We start from the raw sequence: 16,259 nt of genomic DNA on the forward strand, positions 1-16,259 counted from the left end.
GCGCCCACAACTGCTCGTTCACCGCGACGACCGGCGTCAAGGCATCCACCCTCATCCGCGAGTGGGTCGAGCTCGGCCTGACCGAACTAGAAAATGACCGGCTCGTGTCGCTGTCCGCGCTTCGCCGGGCGATCGCCCACGCTACCCAGACCGTCCATTGGGAAGCTGAACCAGACCCAGGGCCAGGACAACTGAGAAGCGGCCACTTCGCCTGGGAACTGACACGAGCCAGGTGGGTGGGCCTTACGAGCGCCTCGACCTGACCGGGCGGCTGCTTCGGTGGACTATAGGCAGTCACCGCGCTGGACGGCATGCCGTCAGGCGGCGCGCCGGTACGCCTCGCCCAGGAGGTCTCGCATCAGCTCGATCGGGTTCATTCCCCGCCGGCCCGCTTCGGCCACCAGCCACTCGTGCAGCTTGTCGTCGGAGTCGAAGCTCAGCGTGTAGCCCAGCCGTATCCGCCGATCCGTGGTGTCCACCTGGGCGGCACTCCAGTCGATGGGCTCGTCTGCCTGCTGCGCAACCTCGTCACGCCTCATCGACGTCCCCCTCCTGTCCATCTGCTTGTTGGAGACGAAACTCAACAGCCGGAACTCACTGCAGGTTGCGTCCTAATTCGATACAGGGGAATGCGTCCGCCACGAGCTTGATCAGTTAGCTGGGTGGCGACACCCCATCGCAGGATCTTTGCAACTGTCTCGTCGGCGATGTCGATGCCGAGCCTGTCGCTCGCCGCGTCAGCAAGCTCTGCTACGTCGCCGACGAATTGGCCCTCTGAGTCGGCCGCCGCGAGGATCGCCTGCCACACAGCCCGCCAGGTGCGGCGTCTTTCCGGGCTCCATGCTTTGGCACGGAGGTCGAAGGCCCGAAGCCGATGATCTTGCACGGGTCGCTGCGGCCAGGTCGACCCCCTTGGCTCTGGGATGCAGAGTTGGTACGTGTTGCAACGCTGGCCGTCGCCGTGGTCGACGATCTTCAACAATCCAGCCTTCTGCAACCATCTCAAGGAGGCCTGGACGTTGGCCCTGTTCGCCGGACGTCGTCCAGACGCGGCTGCGATCGCCGCTGCCAGCTGGGTTGGTGACAGCGCTACGTGCATGGCCTCGTCGGCGCCGTCGACTAGTGCCCGCCAAACCGCACGACGGAGGCTCGCCACCTTGCCAGCGACGGTGTGCGCGCTGACCCACGGCGCCGACGGATGGCGGTCGTCGAAGGCTCGGTAAGCCCGCTCACGATCGATCATCGCATCGCCGTCCTGCAGGCACGGGCGCCAGCGGGCCCAACTCGTTCGCGACCGCCCCGACCCTGCGATCCGGGTTTGGTCGCCGAAAGGAGCTGCAGCGAGGCGATGGGCGACGGCCTCATGCTCACAATTTAGGGCATTATCCTGCACTGACAAGAGTTCTAACGGCGACTTGCCTGAATTCTTGTGATCGAGCCGCCGCCGCCCGTGGACCTTGCGGCGCTCGGGCATGCGGTGGCGAAGGCCAGACAAGCGGCCAATCTCGCCCTCGACGGCCTCGCCGAGCGCAGCGGCATCTCACGGCGGATGCTGGTTGAGGTCGAGCAGGGCCGTATCAACTGCACGATCGGCGTCCTGCACGGCATCGCGCATGCCGTCGGCGTGCCGTTGGGCGACCTAGCCCAAACGGCCTGCACAGACAGTCGCACTAACTAGATCTACAGCCGCAGCTGGTCGTCCAGCTCAACCTGCGGGGATTGGCTTTGCCAGCGTCCCGTCCATGATCAGCGCGGCAGGCTTTCGGCGTTGGAAGTCTGATGCGACGCTGTAGCCATGGCCCAAGACCAAGCCGCAGCCGAGCGGGACCGGACAGCCGTTGACGACATCTCTGCCCGGGATCGCGCCGGGGCGAGCCTCGTCGACTCGGCGGCGAGGTGGATGGCCGACGCGCTCAGCGCGTGGGCGGTGGACGACTACAGGAAGGTGGCGGCCCTCGCTCCGCTCGCCGTCGAACACCTGGGGAAGGCGGTGTTGTGGCGGGCGAACCCCGTCCTCGTCGTCCCCTTGAAGGAAGACGCCGAAGCATCCCTGTTCAGTCTCGCGACCCAGCCCGACCTGGCGTACCCGAAGCTCAAAACTGTCGGCCTCGCGGTCCTCCTCCGTCGTCTTGACCGGCTGGTCGGCAACTTGCCGATCGACACGAATCAGCGAACGCGGATGGTGGAGGTCCGCAATGGGGCGATGCACGCCGGATTGCCAGCGCAATCCAGGCACATTCTCCAGGACTGCTTGGCCGTATGCGGCGTCCTGCTTGAGCACCTGGGCTTCGGCGACCGGGCCTGGGGCTTCTACGGCGACCACTATCCGATTGTCGTCAGGCTGCTCGACGCGAAGCGCACTGAGGTGGGGGACCGGGTCACGGCGAAGTTGGCGAAGGCGCGCGCTCGTCTCACGGGACTCTCGGAGAGCCTCGATGACGAGCTGTTCGGGCAGACTGTCGCCCGGCTTGTGGAGTCGGCGACCGACGCGCTGGACCCGGACGATTTCGGCAGCGGATTGTGGGGTGTCGACGCCAAGTGCCCGGCGTGCAAGTTGAAGGGCCGGCTGTTCGGACGCGTCGATGTGGATCACGACGTGGACTTCGACGTCGAGTCAGTGGGCAACGGCGAGTACGACTCCTACCCTGTTCTCGGCGGCTGGACGGTAGACCTCACCCCGCAAGCATTTGCCTGCAACGTGTGTCGGCTGACCCTTCACGGCCCCGAGGAGCTGGTCCAAGCCAAACTCCCGGCCGCTAGGCACGCGATCAGCCTGAAGGACCTGGGCGAGGATTTCGACCCCGAGCACTTCGCCGAATCCGAGTACGGAATCCGCGACTGACCAGGACTAGTGAGGCGCAAGCTCGGGCGTTCAGGGCCGAGTAGGCGAGCTAGGCCGGGTCAACGCCGTGCCGAGCACGGCGGCCTCCCGACGTCGCACAGGGGCCCTATCCTGGCGGGCATGCCACCCGCACCCGACGCCGACCACCAACGCCTATGTCACCTGTTCTCGATGTTGCCTGGGCCGGGCAACGGGTACTTCTGGGAGCAGGTTGCCGAGATCAATGGCACCTCGGTCGGCTACGTCTACGAGAAGATGTCCACTGCGGCGAACTTCGTCCAGCACCCGGTGCTGAACGACCAGGGTTGGGACGTCACGTACTTCTGCACGTACGTGATCATGTTCTTCGGTGGCGACAAGCCTGAGCTGTGGGCCCTGATCGCCCGCGAGCTGGCCGCCCTAGGCGACGAGTATGGGCACTTCGGTGCCCTGTTCGCCCGGGACTTCGTCGACACCGCCTGGCGGCTGTGGGCGCACTACACGCCGGTCGACACCGATCGGCCCGCGTCGTGGTTCGACGCGCATCCGCCCTCATAGCGATGAGGACAAAGCCCCACCACATCCCGGAGGTGGTGGGGCTCTTCTCGTATCGGCGGAGCGTCCAGACGACCGTCATCTCGGAGTTCGCTTGCCCTCCTTCATTCATCGTGGCTGGCCACGCGCGGGCGTCGCCTGGCCGTCGCCCGGTCCCGTGCCGCGCCGGCCACACAGTTTGGTCGGGTCGCCTGGATGTTCTCCACCCGCAGATCGCCAGTTGGCATCGCAGCAGAGCGAGGACGGCACCGATGCCCGAAAGCAGACGCCGGCCTGGCCTAGACGCGCCGAAGCACACAGACGACCTTGCCCAGGATGACCGCGTGTTCAGCGGAGATCACCTCGTAGAGCGGATTTCGCGGTACCAGCTCGACACGACCGTCGCGGGTCCGGTAGACCTTGACCGTCGCCTCGCCCTCGATCATCGCGGCGACGATGTCGCCGTTCTCGGCGACCACCTGCTGGCGCACGACGACGACGTCTCCGTCGCAGATCGCCGCCTCGATCATGGAATCGCCCTTAACAATCAGAGCGAACAACGTGCCGTGCCCTACCAGGGCGCGAGGCAGCGTCAGCTCGTCCTCCACATGTTCCTCGGCGAGGATCGGGGCACCGGCAGCGATAGTGCCGAGCACAGGAACTTTGATGCCTGGCTCGTCTGCTTTGTTCAATGCCGTACCAACCTGCGCCCTGCGGATGTCGACCGCCCTGGACGCGTAGGCATCACGACGCAGGAGGCCACGCCGTTCCAGCATGGTCAAGTGGTACGCCACGGACGAGGGAGAGCCAAGCCCGACCGCCGCGCCGATCTCACGCACCGTGGGCGGGTAGCCGTGCTGCTGGATCCAATCCCCTATCACAGTCAGGATGCGCTGCTGCTTGGCGCTGATTTGGGGCGGCTCGGCGCCATCGGAGGTTGTCATCCATGGACGATACAACGGATTTTAGGACACGTGTACTAACGCGCTGGCTGCAGTCGTCGATGCCCTCGCCGTCAACCTGGTGGCTGGCGAAAATGGCGGTGCGGGTCGGGTCTCACTCACGGTGTCTAGCAGCCGGACCAACAGGTCCGGGCATAGAAGCAGAGCGGCGCTGTGGACGGCAGGCGTCGACGGCTCGTAGTTGCCGTCGTGAACGAGGTGGCCCCTCCACCGGTGGCCGATGAGCCCGGGCCGTTTCCGTTGCTGAGCTGAACCTCATGGTTGAGACGTCAGCCTGGCTCGGTGCCGGGTGCGTGGCCCGTTCTGCGCGCCGGGGATGTTGTCCACGCTGCGCTACCCCCAGCGCGACGAGTGCATGGCCGCTATCCGCGCCGGCTGGGCTGACCGCCCGACCAGCGGCTCGCTCTTGCCGCCGGCCCGGGGGATTCCTCGCTGTCGGCCGTCGCGGCTACGGTAGGAGACCGGCATGGCGGCATGCCGGCAACGCCCGAGGAGACAGCAACACACATGGCCGTGGAATGGTGCCCGACGTGACCGAACGATACGCGCGGGTCCCCGCGGCGACCCATGACACACTCGCCATTCCGCTGAGCCTGTCGGAGCTGGAGCAGTATCTGGCTCGAGCCGCTGATCTGCTGCGCGGAAGCATTGACCAAGCGGACTTCAAGGCGTACATCTTCCCGCTGATGTTCTTCAAGCGGATCAGCGACGTCTACACCGAGGAGTACGAGCGGGCGCTGGCGGAGTCGGACGGCGACCACGAGTACGCGTCGTTCGCCGAGAACCACCGCTTCGGCATCCCCTCCGACTGTCTGTGGGAGGACGTGCGCGCCCGCACCGAGAACGTCGGGCAGGCCCTGGTGACCGCCTTCCGCGCGATCGAGCAGGCCAACCCGGCTGTGCTGTACGGCATCTTCGGCAACGCCGCCTGGACGAACAAGGACAAGCTGCCCGACGCCAAGCTGCGCGATCTCATCGAGCATTTCTCGACCAAGACGTTGAGTAACGCGGTCGTCGCGCCGGACGTGTTCGGTCAGGCGTACGAATATCTCATCAAGCGGTTCGCGGACCAGTCCAACAAGAAGGCCGGCGAGTACTACACCCCGCGCCCGGTGGTCAAACTGCTCGTCGACATCCTCGATCCGCAGGAGGGCGAGACGGTCTACGACCCGGCGTGCGGCACGGGCGGCATGCTCATCGAGGTCATCGAGCACGTGAAGGCGCAGGGCGGCCGGCCGGAGACCCTCGGACGCAAGCTCTATGGCCAGGAAAAGGTGCTCGCCACCTCCGGCATCGCCAAGATGAACCTGCTCCTGCACGGGTTCGAGGACTTCAAGATCGCCCACGCCGACACTCTGCGCTCGCCGGCGCTCTTCGGCCGTACCCGTCTGCCCCAGTTCGACTGCGTCATCGCCAACCCGCCGTTCTCGCTGAAGAACTGGGGCGAGGAGGCGTGGGCCTCCGACCCGTGGGGCCGTAACCGGCTCGGGGGCGTTCCACCCAAGGGGTACGCCGACTGGGCCTGGGTCCAGCACATGGTCACCTCTGCGGCACCCGGGACCGGCCGGGTCGCCGTCGTGCTGCCGCAGGGTGCGCTGTTCCGCCAGGGCGCCGAGGGGCGCATCCGCGAGTTCATCTTGAACGCGGACCTGATCGAGGCCGTGATCGGCCTCGCGCCCAACCTCTTCTACGGCACCGGCCTGGCCGCGTGCGTGCTGATCCTGCGCCGACACAAGGCCGACGACCGCAAGGGCAGGGTGCTGTTCGTCAACGGCGAGACGCTGTTCAAGCGCGGCCGTAACCAGAACACCCTCGAACCCGAACACGCCGACACCCTGCTGCGGACCTACCAGGCGTTCGACGACGCACCCGGCCTGGCCGCGGTCGCCACACTCGACGACATCAAGGCCCACGGTTTCAACCTCAACATCCCGCTGTACGTCGTTCCCCCCGACGACGGCGAACAGCGCACGCTGGAGCAGGCTCTGAACGACCTTGAAGCGGCCCACGCCGCCGCCCGCGAAACCCGCGCCGCGGTGGAGGCTGAACTGGCCAAGTGGGGCCTCAGCCCGAGGGAGGTGACGGCGTGAGCACCCGTGTCACCCAGCGCGAACTGGAGGCCTATCTGTGGGGCGCGGCCGTCGTACTGCGTGGCCTCATCGACGCCGGCGACTACAAGCAATACATCTTCCCGCTGGTGTTCCTGAAGCGGCTTTCCGACGTGTACGACGAGGAACACGCCGCGGCGCTAAAGATCTACGGTGACGACGAGCTGGCCGACCTGCCGGAGAATCACCGCTTCGCCATCCCCGACGGCGCCCACTGGCAGGACGTCCGCGGGACCAGCAGCGATGTCGGTGCGGCGGTGCTGGCCGCCATGCGGGCGATCGAGTCGGCCAACCCGGACACCCTGACCGGCGTGTTCGGTGACGGCGACTGGGGCAACAAGAACCTGCTGCCCGACCGGACGCTCAAGGAACTCATCGAGCACTTCTCCGCCAAGACGCTTTCGGTGGCGAACCTGCCCGAGGACGAACTCGGTCAGGGGTACGAGTATCTGATCAAGAAGTTCGCCGACGACTCCGGCCACACCGCCCAGGAGTTTTACACCAACCGCACCCTCGTCCACCTGATGACGATGATGCTCAAGCCCGAACCAGGGGAGTCGGTCTACGACCCGACCTGCGGCACCGGGGGGATGCTCATCTCCACCGCCGCCGAGCTGCGCCGCCAGGGCAAGGAGTGGCGCAACCTGCGCCTGTACGGGCAGGAACTCAACTACGGAACGTCTTCCATCGCCCGGATGAACCTGTTCCTGCACGGCATCGCCGACGGCCACATCGCGCACGGCGACACGCTCACCAAGCCTGCCTTCCTCGAAGGTGCCCGGCTGCGTACCTTCGACGTGGTGCTCGCCAACCCGCCGTACTCCATCAAGGCGTGGAACCGAAGCGCATTCACCAAGGACCCCTACGGCCGCAACATGTGGGGAGTCCCGCCGCAGAATGCCGCCGACTATGCGTTCCTGCAACACATCGCCAAGAGCCTCGATCCGGAATCGGGCCGGGCAGCGATTCTGCTGCCACACGGCGTCCTGACCCGAGTGTCGGAGACAGCGGTCCGTCAGGCGATGGTTCGATCGGATCTCGTCGAAGCGGTGATCGGCCTGGCGCCGGGCCTGTTCTACAACTCGGCGATGGAGGCAGTCGTTCTCGTCCTCCGATCCCGCAAGGCCGCTGAGCGCCGCGGCAAGATCCTGTTCGTCAACGCCGTGCGCGAGTTCGCACGAGTGCAGGCGCAGTCCTTCCTGAGCGACCGGCATCAGCAGCGAATCCTCGATTCCTACCAAAGGTTCGATGAAGAAGAAGGCTTCGCGGCCGTCGCGACCCTCGAGCAGATCGCTGACAACAATTACAACCTCGCCATTCCGCTCTACGTCAAACCGCCGCGCAGTGGGCGGGGAGCAACCGCAAGCGACCATGTCGAGGTCAAGGTCGCCACCTGGCGCGACGCCGCAGCAGCGGCCGACGCCGTCATCGAAAATGTGTTGACGCTCCTGCGGCAGGAGGTGGCCCGGTGAGCCTCAACCTCGACAAGAGCACCTGGAAACGGGTACGGCTGGGCGAGGTGATCCGTCGCTCGCGGACGCAGGTCGACCCGGTGAGTAGTGGTGTGGAGCGTTACGTCGCTGGCGGGCATGTCGACAGCGAAGGCGTGACGATCGAACGCTGGGGCCAGGTGGGCGACGGTCAGATGGGTTCCACCTTCCGGTACGTCTTCAAGCCGGGACAAGTTCTCTTCGTATCGGCGCGGCCTTACCTGCGGAAGGTTGGGGTGCCTGACTTCTCCGGTGTCGTCGCTGACAAGACCTACGTTCTGAACGCAGTTCCGGAAAACGGCTTACTTCAGGACTTCCTGCCGTTCGTGCTCTCTTCAGAGGCTTTCGTTGAGTATGCTACCGCCGAAGCGACAGGCTCCATGAACCCCCGTTTGCTTTGGGGGCCAATGCAACGGTACGAACTGGACCTGCCGCCCCTTCACGAGCAGCAGCGCCTCGCCAGCCTTCTTTGGGCCGTAGAACGCCACCGCAAGAAACTAGAGGATGTTGTTCCGGTGGTGGTGGAAGCCCAGGAATCCTTAATGGCGGCAGTTGGTGGGGGCGAGCAGACAGTCGCAGATGTCATTGCTGTTGCGAGGAGTGGTGCCACGCCGTTGAGGTCAAAAAAGGCCTTCTATGGCGGCGACATCCCTTGGCTTAAGTCTGGTGAAGTTGTCGGTGATGCCATAACTCTTACCGAAGAGACCATCACTGAGGAGGCTCTAGCAAATTCGGCGGCGTGGGTTGCCCCTGCGGGCGCTGTGGTGGTTGCCATGTACGGCGACGGGAAGACCCGCGGCCAAGTGGGACGGACTGCTGTGCCGATGGCAACGAATCAAGCGGTGCTGGCTTTGGTCCCCGACCAGTCGAAGTGTGACCCCGATTTCCTGTACTACTGGCTCCGGGCGCGCCAGGAGGATCTGCGAAACAAGGGCGCGGGGGCGGCGCAGAAGAATCTCTCGAAGGCTTTGGTCGTCAGCGAACCATTCCCTAGACTTCCTGTGAGTGATCAGCGGACACTCGTTCGGCGCGTCAAAGCGCTTGATCGCGTCGGGGATCATGTTTCTAGAGAGCTCCAGTCGATAAGCGCTGCACGTGCAGCGCTTATCGCCGAGATCTTCGGAGGGGCACAGTGACTTTTAATGAGGCCAACGCGGTTAGAGATCTCGTACGGGACCTTGTCGCGTCGCCTGAAATCCAATTCGTGCCCGGCAAACAGTTACCGCGCCGGGAGGATGAGGTGCTGCTGGAGGGGCAGGTCAAGGAGGCCCTGCAGCGGTTGAACCCAGTCATCGAGGCCGATCCCCGGCTGGCGGACGAGGTGATCTTTCACCTGCGGGCGATGGTTCTATCCGCTCGGCGTACGCCGAACCCCGTGGTGGCGAACGAGCAGTTCGCCGCGTGGCTGACCGGGCAGAAGTCGATGCCGTTCGGCCCGGCCGGAGAGCACGTCACCATCCGGCTCATCGACTTCGACAATCCCGAGCCGAGCGCCAACCAGTGGATGATCTCCACGGAGGTGACGTATCGGGTCGGGCGGGTCGAGCGCCGCTTTGACCTAGTGCTGTGGTGCAACGGTTTCCCGCTGGTCGTCGGCGAGGCGAAGTCTCCGGTCCGTCCTGCCTACTCCTGGATCGATGCGGCGGCGCAGATTAACGAGGATTACGAGGTCAACGTACCGGCGTTCTTCGTACCCAACGTGTTCAGCTTCGCCACCGAAGGCAAGGACTTTCGGTACGGCTCGGTCGGTATGACGATCGGCCTATGGGGCCCGTGGCGGGAAGAGACCGACGACGCCCCGGCGCGGACCGGCCTGGCAGCGGTGCGCGAGGCCGTCGAGGGCGTGCTGTCGCCGGCAGCGGTGCTGGACTTCCTGCGGTTCTTCACGGTGTTCGCCACCGACAAGAAGCACCGCAAGATAAAGATCATCGCTCGGTTCCAGCAGTTCCAGGCGACGAACCTCATCGTCGAACGGGTGCTGCACGGGCGGATCAAGCAGGGTCTGATCTGGCACTTCCAGGGTTCGGGCAAGTCGCTGCTTATGGTGTTCACCGCAGAGAAGCTGCGTGCCACGGCGGGGTTGACGAACCCCACGGTGATCATCGTGGTCGACCGGATCGACCTGGACACCCAGATCACCGGCACGTTCAACGCTTCGGACGTGCCGAATCTTGTCTCGACCGACAGCCGCAAGGAACTTCAGGGTCTTCTCAGCGCCGGCGCGCGCAAGGTCATCATCACCACCGTGCACAAGTTCGGCGAGGCGCCGGGGGTGCTGGACGCCCGCGACAACATCATCGTCATGGTCGACGAGGCCCACCGTTCCCAGGAGGGTGACTACGGGCGCAAGATGCGCGAGGCCCTGCCGAACGCCTTCCTCTTCGGCCTGACCGGCACCCCGATCAACCGGCGGGACCGCAATACATTCATGTGGTTCGGGTCCACAAAGGATGAGGGTGGCTATCTGTCGCGGTACTCGTTCCAGGATTCGATCCGGGACGGGGCGACGCTGCCGCTGCACTTCGAGCCGCGGCTGTCGGAGATCCACCTCGATGAGGCCGCGATAGACGCCGCGTTCGCGGAGTTGGCCGAGCAGCACCGGCTCACCGAGGCCGACAAGTCCACGCTTTCGAAGCGGGCCGCCTCACTGGAGGCGCTGATCAAGTCTCCCGGGCGGGTCCGCAGGATCGCCGAGGACATTGCCGAGCACTTCCGGGCTAAGGTCGAGCCGCAGGGGTTCAAGGCGCAGGTGGTTGTCTACGACAAGGCGACCTGTGTCGCCTACAAGGCGGAGCTCGACGAGATCCTCGGTCCCGACGCCTCCACGGTCGTCATGAGCCGCACCGCTCGTGACCCCGAGGAGTGGAAGGAGTACACCCCCGACCGGGACGAGTTGGAGCGCATCACCGCCCGGTTCAACGACCCGGCCGACCCGCTGAAGATCATCATCGTGACGGCGAAGCTGCTCACCGGGTTCGACGCGCCAATCCTCTATGCGCAGTATCTCGACAAGCCGCTCAAGGAGCACAACCTGCTCCAAGCGATCACTCGCACCAACCGCGTCTACCCGCCGAGCAAGACGCACGGGCTGATCGTCGACTACCTAGGCATCTTCGACGACGTCGCCAAGGCGTTCGCCTTCGACGAGAAGAGCGTCCAGCAGGTGATCAGCAACATCGCCGTGTTGCGGAACCAACTCCGCCCGGCCATCGAGGCCGCGCTGGCCTTCTTTCCCGGCGTCGACCGGACCGTGGGTGGCTATCAGGGGCTCATCGCCGCGCAGACGGCGATCAGCAGCGACGAAGCCCGCGACCACTTCGGCGCAGCTTACAGCGTCGTCGCCCAACTCTGGGAAACCCTCAGCCCGGACCCAATCCTCTCCACCTACGCGGCCGACTACCGGTGGCTGACCGACGTGTACGAGTCGGTGCGGCCGTCAGACATCGCCGGCCGCCTCGTGTGGCACACCCTCGGCGCCAAGACGCTGGAACTCATCAACGAACACCTCACCGTCGAGGTGCCACGCACCGACCTCGACACGATCGTCCTCGACGCCCAGGTGATCGAAGACCTCATGACGGGCCGGCGGAAGGACGTCGACCCGGTCGAGGTCGAGAAGTGGATCACCGCCCGCATCGCGAAGCACATCGGCAACCCGGTCTTCGTCGAACTCGGCAAGCGGCTGACGGCATTGCGGGAGAAGTACGCCCACTCCCAGCAGGCCAGCCTGGACTTCCTCAAGGAACTGTTCGCCCTCGCCAGGGACACCGTGGCCGCTGAGAAGGCTGCCGCCGAGGTCCCCCGCGAAGACCAAGGTAAGGCGGCGCTCACCGAGCTGTTCCAGTCCCTCAAGGGCAACGGAACCCCGATCATTGCCGAGAAGGTGGTCAAGGAGGTCGACGAGGTCGTTCGGGCGGTGCGGTTCACGGGCTGGCAGGACACCCGCGAGGGCGACCGACTAGTCCAGCAATCCCTCCGCAAGACGCTCTGGACCAAGTTCAAGATCCGCGACAACGAGGTGTACGAGCGCGCCCTCGGCTACATCCGTGAATACTACTAAAGATCTTTCGGTATCTTAGTTAGTAGCGTTTTGCGCCCGCGAGATCAACATTACCCGGGCTCCGGCACGTCGGCGTCCGAACGTACGGAGCGGCAGGCTCCCCGGTTGTTGCGCTGGCGGGAGTGGGTGCTACCGGGCGTCGGCCTCAAGTGCCGCACCCACAACCTGTAGATCACCGATGAGGTCGGCCCACCCCTCACGAGGAGCCAGGTCGGTGAATTCGGTAAGGTTTCGCTGCATCACGTCGCGAATCTGCGGCCATGCCTGGGCGAACGACGGCGACCAACTCGCTGCTGCCAGCTTGGCGCGGAGTCTCCGGAGGAACTCGGCGGCGTCGGGCATTGACGCTGCGAGTTGGGCTGCTGGGCGGATCACCGTCAGGCCATCGTCAACCTGGAGTTGGCCTGCGGCATTGAGAAAGGTGCCCTCGACGGCGCCCTCGCGATAGGCGAGTGGCCACCGGGCATCGTTCTCGTCCCGCACCGGCGCCACCAGGCCCTCTTCGCGCGCAAGGAAGGTTCCCCGGGATGCCCGTTGCCCAACTGCGACACCTAGCCGGCGCTGGTCATCGTCGACGAGCGCGGGCACGTTGGCCTGGAGGAGCCGTCGAGCAAGCTCGCCGGTGCGGAACACGTCGTGCTGCAGGTCGTTCAGCAGCGGTACCAGAGCGCCAGCCAGCACATGTTCCAGACGCCGCAATGCCCAGCGCACCCAGACCAGCGCGCCGTCGAGCGCGAGCAGAATTACCTCGTCCTCGACAACAGGCACGTGTGCCCGACCGTGGCCCGTGCCGTAGTCGTTGCGCAGTTCCCGGAGACGGTTCGCCATCTTCTTCGCATCCGAGGCCACACCAAGCGCGGTCTGACTCAGTCCTGGGCCCTGTTGTTGTACAAGTTCGGAGTGGGCGGCAGTCAGGGTCGGACTGAAATCCGCCGCGTCGCCGACTGGCCTACCGCGCGCACTCAGCACAACGCGGGCCACGGACTCGACCAGCTCCTTAGTGCAGCCGAGGACCAAGGGGCGGTCATCGCCGCGCAGCGCCTGGCGTAAACGGTCGGCGTGCGAGGTGATCGCTGCCCATGACCCGGCGTCGAGGCCGTGCGGTTGCGCAGGCAGGGAGAGGTCGTCCAGGGCACCTGGTCATTCTCGGCCACCGGAGGAATCTGGGCCAGCGCGTGCAATCCATCCCACAGCCTGTCGCAGCCTGGGGCGTACCTTGGCCTACTCACCGATGTCGCCATGCAGAGCGGGAACTCCTCGCCCGAGTCTTCCTGTCGGCGTAGGGTCAATGTGCACAGCCAGGTGCAGCTGAACGTGCACAGCGTCGTACAGATGGCGGAGGCAAGTCCGAGCCCTCAAACCGCCCGCGAGCCGGCCAGCGGAGTCAGCGAGACCAACAGGAACGGGCGGCCATCGTGGCATTCCGTTACCAGCAAGCCGGCATCGACCGTATGGCGCATCCGCTTCTTGTTCAGGTACTGGCGTTGGATGACGTTGATGTCTTTGACCCGAGCGGCCGCACTGCTGACGCGACGCTGTCGACGGCGGCGGGGAGGATCTCCTCGCCCTCAATGATTGTGCACTCGTTGGGCAGGACCGCCGCTGGCATTCTGCAGCTCGCCGCCAGAGCTGCATCGAGCGAGTCGATTGGCAAATGATGGTAGTCCCATGCTTCGGTATAGCCATCTTCGCGCATGGGGTAGGCGAGCTTGCGGCCTTTGCGTAGGCCCAAGCTGACCAGAACGGCTAGAAACATCTGCTCTCGTTCGCGGGCGAGTTCGCCGTCCAGCGCTGCGGATACCTCGAGTGGTTGCCACCCGTATCGGCGCAGCTTCGCCAGGCGGTCCTTTGGGACGTTGGTGATGCCGATCTTGCGTTGTTCACGGCCGTCAAACGTACGGCGCAGCAGGTACATGTAGCCCGGCTTGGCCGGGCTGTAGCCCGTAACGGCGCAAGTCGGACAGTTGGTGTCCCCGGAGGTTCGGTTCGATACCGCAGTGAGCCACGTATGGTCGGGGTTGTTTCGACAGCGCCAGGTGAGCCGTTTCTGGGTGCCGGCGAGGACCTGGTCGGCGGTCATGCCGTCGTTGAGGGCAGGGTCCATCTCGGCGGCGATCTCCGGGAAGCGCGTAGCGAGGCAGTTCGTCACGGACAGCCGTTTGCCGGCGCAGCATGGGCAGCCGTTGCCGGCATACGTTCTGCTGGAGACGGTCGCCGGCCACACGTGGTCGGGGCCCGCCGCGCAGCGCCACACGAGTTTCCGCTCGCTGGAGGCCATGACCCGGTCCGGGGTCAATCCCTCGTTGAGGACGCTGTCAAGCTGTTGGGCAACGGTGGGAAACAGTGTGGCGAGGGAGTTCGTCACCGACACCTGTCGGCCGGAACAGGCGGGGCAGCCTGTCGCTTCCGCGCCGGTTCGCTTGTCGATGGTGGCTGGCCATTCGTGGTCTGGGCCCTGATCACACTTCCACCAGACCAGAGTGCGGCTGCCGGCGACGACCTTATCCGGAGTGAGGGTGCCGTTACGGATTGGGTGCCACTGCGAGGCGATGTCCGGAAACCGGGCGGCGAGGGAGTTCGTCGCCGACAGCTGGAGGCCGCGGCAGCAGGGGCATCCGGTTCCGACGACGGTCCGCTGGTGGATTTGCGTTGCCCAGACGTGGTCGGGCCCTCGATGGCAGGACCACCAGGCGCGGACCGTGGAGCTGGTTCCGATGACCTGCTCGGGCGTCGAGGTCCCGTTGCGCGTCGGATGCCACTGGGCCGCAACGTCGGGGAAGGTGGCAGCGAGTGAATTTGTAACCGACAGCTGTCGGCCGCTACAAGCGGGGCAGCCGGCGTCCCGGGTTGTTCGAGCGGAGACAGCGAGGGTCCATACATGATCGGGACCTTTCACGCACCGCCACACGGCGCGGAAGCTGCTGCCGGCCACGACCTGGTCAGCGGTGAGCCCTCCATTGAGAGCGGAGTCGAACTGGGCGGCGATCTTTGGGTGCAAGAAGGCGAGGTTGTTTGTCGGCGAGGCGCGTTTGTTGACACAGTACGGGCAGCCGGTTCCCCCGCTGGTGCGGTTGTTTGGAGCGACCTCCCAGTTGTGGCCCGGTTCTTCCTGGCATTGCCACCAGGCAGGCTTATTGCTGTACGCGGTCACGCCTTCCGGCCGTCGGTCGCCGTTCTTCTTGGGATGCCATTCGGCAGCGACCGCTGGGAACAGGTTGGCTAGGGAGTTCGTCACGGACACTTGATTGCCTGAGCATGCCGGACAGCCGGTCCCGTCCGTAGTCCGACTTTTCGGCGAGGTCTTCCAGATATGATCGGGTCCGACCGGGCAGCGCCACCATCGATACTTGTTGCTGCCGGCGATCACTTGGTCCGCAGTGAGGCCGTCGTTGAGGTAATTGTCCAACTGCTCGGCGATATCCGGAAAGAGCATGGCGAGTGAGTTGGTAACGGACACTTTCTGGTTTACGCAGCAGGGGCATCCGGAGCCGGCAGTTGTACGTTGGACAACTTTCGCCGACCATTCATGGTCGGGCCCCGCACCACATATCCACCAAGCGGTCGTGGCGCTGCCGGCAGGCACGTCGTCGGGTGTAAGCGACTCGTTCCTCGTGGGATGCCACTGTGTGGCGACTTGCGGGTAGAGGGCGGCGAGCGAGTTGGTCGGCGATGCGCGTTTGTTGGTGCAGTACGGGCATCGGGTGCCGTCGACGGTACGGGAGAAGATCGCGGTTTCCCACTGATGGCGCGAATCGGCGGCGCACAACCACCAGGCTCGCTTATTGCTGCCGAAAACGACGGTGGCCGGTGTGAGTGTACCGTTCGCGTTAGGGTGCCACTCGGCGGCGATGTCTGGGTAGCGGGTCGCGAGGGAGTTCGTGACCGACACGCGCTGATTTACGCAGAACGGACACCGGCTGTTAGGGCGGGTCACGTTCGAGACGACGGCCTGCCATTCGTGGTCGTCGCCCTCGTGGCACTTCCACCACAATTTTCTGCCGTTACCCGCCGTCAGCGTGTTGAGGTCCAGGCCGGGGTTGCGGGTCGGGTGGAGCAGCGTCACCAGGTGCGGGTAGGCGTCACGTAGCAGAGTTCCACGCTCGAAGCGCATGTTCCGGGCCGGGCTACCAACGGTCGCGAAGACAGCTTCGCCCACCCCTGTGGCTTCCATGCCCAATAAACTATCCGCAGGGCACGACATTGAGCCATTTTCATCGTGATGGTGCAGGTCACGGGTGGCGGGTGAGGTCCGGTGTCTACAAAGGACGAGGCTCCTGGTAAGGC

Annotated in this window: 12 protein-coding genes; 7 read left to right on the top strand and 5 right to left on the bottom strand. The window is 65.1% G+C overall.

Annotated features, from left to right (window positions below; all coding sequences use genetic code 11):
• Positions 1-317: 317 nt before the first annotated feature.
• Both ACSNOA_RS08755 and ACSNOA_RS08760 read right to left on the bottom strand, forming a co-directional pair.
• Positions 318-539: a hypothetical protein gene (locus ACSNOA_RS08755; RefSeq protein ID WP_436657444.1), complete on the bottom strand. Its 222-nt coding sequence runs from the start codon at positions 537-539 to the stop codon at positions 318-320.
• Positions 540-580: 41 nt separating this feature from the next.
• Positions 581-1,243: a hypothetical protein gene (locus tag ACSNOA_RS08760; protein WP_436657445.1), complete on the bottom strand. Its 663-nt coding sequence runs from the start codon at positions 1,241-1,243 to the stop codon at positions 581-583.
• Positions 1,244-1,429: 186 nt separating this feature from the next.
• Between ACSNOA_RS08760 and ACSNOA_RS08765 the strand changes: the two genes are divergently transcribed.
• The 3 genes from ACSNOA_RS08765 (at position 1,430) to ACSNOA_RS08775 (ending at position 3,379) form a co-directional block, all read left to right on the top strand.
• Positions 1,430-1,678, top strand: coding sequence for a helix-turn-helix domain-containing protein (locus tag ACSNOA_RS08765; RefSeq protein ID WP_436657447.1), 249 nt, complete (start codon positions 1,430-1,432; stop codon positions 1,676-1,678).
• Positions 1,679-1,795: 117 nt separating this feature from the next.
• Entirely contained in the window at positions 1,796-2,842 is a 1,047-nt protein-coding gene (locus ACSNOA_RS08770) for a hypothetical protein (RefSeq protein ID WP_436657448.1), read from the top strand.
• A 120-nt stretch (positions 2,843-2,962) separates the two neighbouring features.
• A complete protein-coding gene (locus ACSNOA_RS08775; protein WP_436657449.1) occupies positions 2,963-3,379 on the top strand; it encodes a hypothetical protein in 417 nt (138 codons plus the stop codon).
• A 275-nt stretch (positions 3,380-3,654) separates the two neighbouring features.
• Here ACSNOA_RS08775 and lexA read toward each other — a convergent pair whose 3' ends face one another.
• On the bottom strand, positions 3,655-4,299 hold the full coding sequence (gene lexA / locus ACSNOA_RS08780; protein ID WP_436657450.1) for a transcriptional repressor LexA: 645 nt from the start codon (positions 4,297-4,299) through the stop codon (positions 3,655-3,657).
• Between the two features lie 539 nt (positions 4,300-4,838).
• Between lexA and ACSNOA_RS08785 the strand changes: the two genes are divergently transcribed.
• Genes ACSNOA_RS08785 through ACSNOA_RS08800 form a run of 4 tightly spaced genes read left to right on the top strand, consistent with a single transcriptional unit; the run spans position 4,839 to position 11,975 of the window.
• Positions 4,839-6,407 (top strand): N-6 DNA methylase, encoded by a 1,569-nt coding sequence (locus ACSNOA_RS08785; RefSeq protein WP_436657451.1) that lies wholly within the window; start codon positions 4,839-4,841, stop codon positions 6,405-6,407.
• Positions 6,404-7,897, top strand: coding sequence for an N-6 DNA methylase (locus ACSNOA_RS08790; RefSeq protein ID WP_436657452.1), 1,494 nt, complete (start codon positions 6,404-6,406; stop codon positions 7,895-7,897). The genes ACSNOA_RS08785 and ACSNOA_RS08790 overlap by 4 nt, the downstream gene beginning before the upstream one ends.
• Complete coding sequence (locus tag ACSNOA_RS08795) at positions 7,894-9,051, top strand: restriction endonuclease subunit S (protein WP_436657453.1); 1,158 nt, start codon at positions 7,894-7,896, stop codon at positions 9,049-9,051. Before ACSNOA_RS08790 ends, ACSNOA_RS08795 begins: the two co-directional genes overlap by 4 nt.
• Positions 9,048-11,975 carry a type I restriction endonuclease subunit R gene (locus ACSNOA_RS08800; protein ID WP_436657454.1) on the top strand — a complete coding sequence of 976 codons (2,928 nt, stop codon included), beginning with the start codon at positions 9,048-9,050 and terminating at the stop codon, positions 11,973-11,975. The genes ACSNOA_RS08795 and ACSNOA_RS08800 overlap by 4 nt, the downstream gene beginning before the upstream one ends.
• 129 nt (positions 11,976-12,104) lie before the next feature.
• On the opposite strand, the gene ACSNOA_RS08805 is transcribed toward ACSNOA_RS08800, so the two are convergent.
• Together ACSNOA_RS08805 and ACSNOA_RS08810 are read right to left on the bottom strand one after the other, a co-directional pair.
• Entirely contained in the window at positions 12,105-12,956 is an 852-nt protein-coding gene (locus tag ACSNOA_RS08805; protein WP_436657455.1) for an abortive infection family protein, read from the bottom strand.
• A 490-nt stretch (positions 12,957-13,446) separates the two neighbouring features.
• The gene (locus tag ACSNOA_RS08810; RefSeq protein ID WP_436657456.1) at positions 13,447-16,146 is read right to left on the bottom strand and encodes a zinc-ribbon domain-containing protein; all 2,700 of its coding nucleotides are present in this window, start codon (positions 16,144-16,146) and stop codon (positions 13,447-13,449) included.
• Between the last annotated feature and the right edge of the window lie 113 nt (positions 16,147-16,259).

It is taken from the genome of Micromonospora sp. URMC 103, assembly GCF_051386435.1.
GTDB lineage: Bacteria > Actinomycetota > Actinomycetes > Mycobacteriales > Micromonosporaceae > Micromonospora.

Excerpts from the sequence above, each read along its gene's own strand:
- ACSNOA_RS08755 (WP_436657444.1), bottom strand. The coding sequence starts at position 539 with ATGAGGCGTGACGAGGTTGCGCAGCAGGCAGACGAGCCCATCGACTGG.
- ACSNOA_RS08760 (WP_436657445.1), bottom strand. The coding sequence starts at position 1,243 with ATGATCGATCGTGAGCGGGCTTACCGAGCCTTCGACGACCGCCATCCG.
- lexA (WP_436657450.1), bottom strand. The coding sequence starts at position 4,299 with ATGACAACCTCCGATGGCGCCGAGCCGCCCCAAATCAGCGCCAAGCAG.
- ACSNOA_RS08775 (WP_436657449.1), top strand. The coding sequence starts at position 2,963 with ATGCCACCCGCACCCGACGCCGACCACCAACGCCTATGTCACCTGTTC.
- ACSNOA_RS08770 (WP_436657448.1), top strand. The coding sequence starts at position 1,796 with ATGGCCCAAGACCAAGCCGCAGCCGAGCGGGACCGGACAGCCGTTGAC.
- ACSNOA_RS08810 (WP_436657456.1), bottom strand. The coding sequence starts at position 16,146 with ATGGAAGCCACAGGGGTGGGCGAAGCTGTCTTCGCGACCGTTGGTAGC.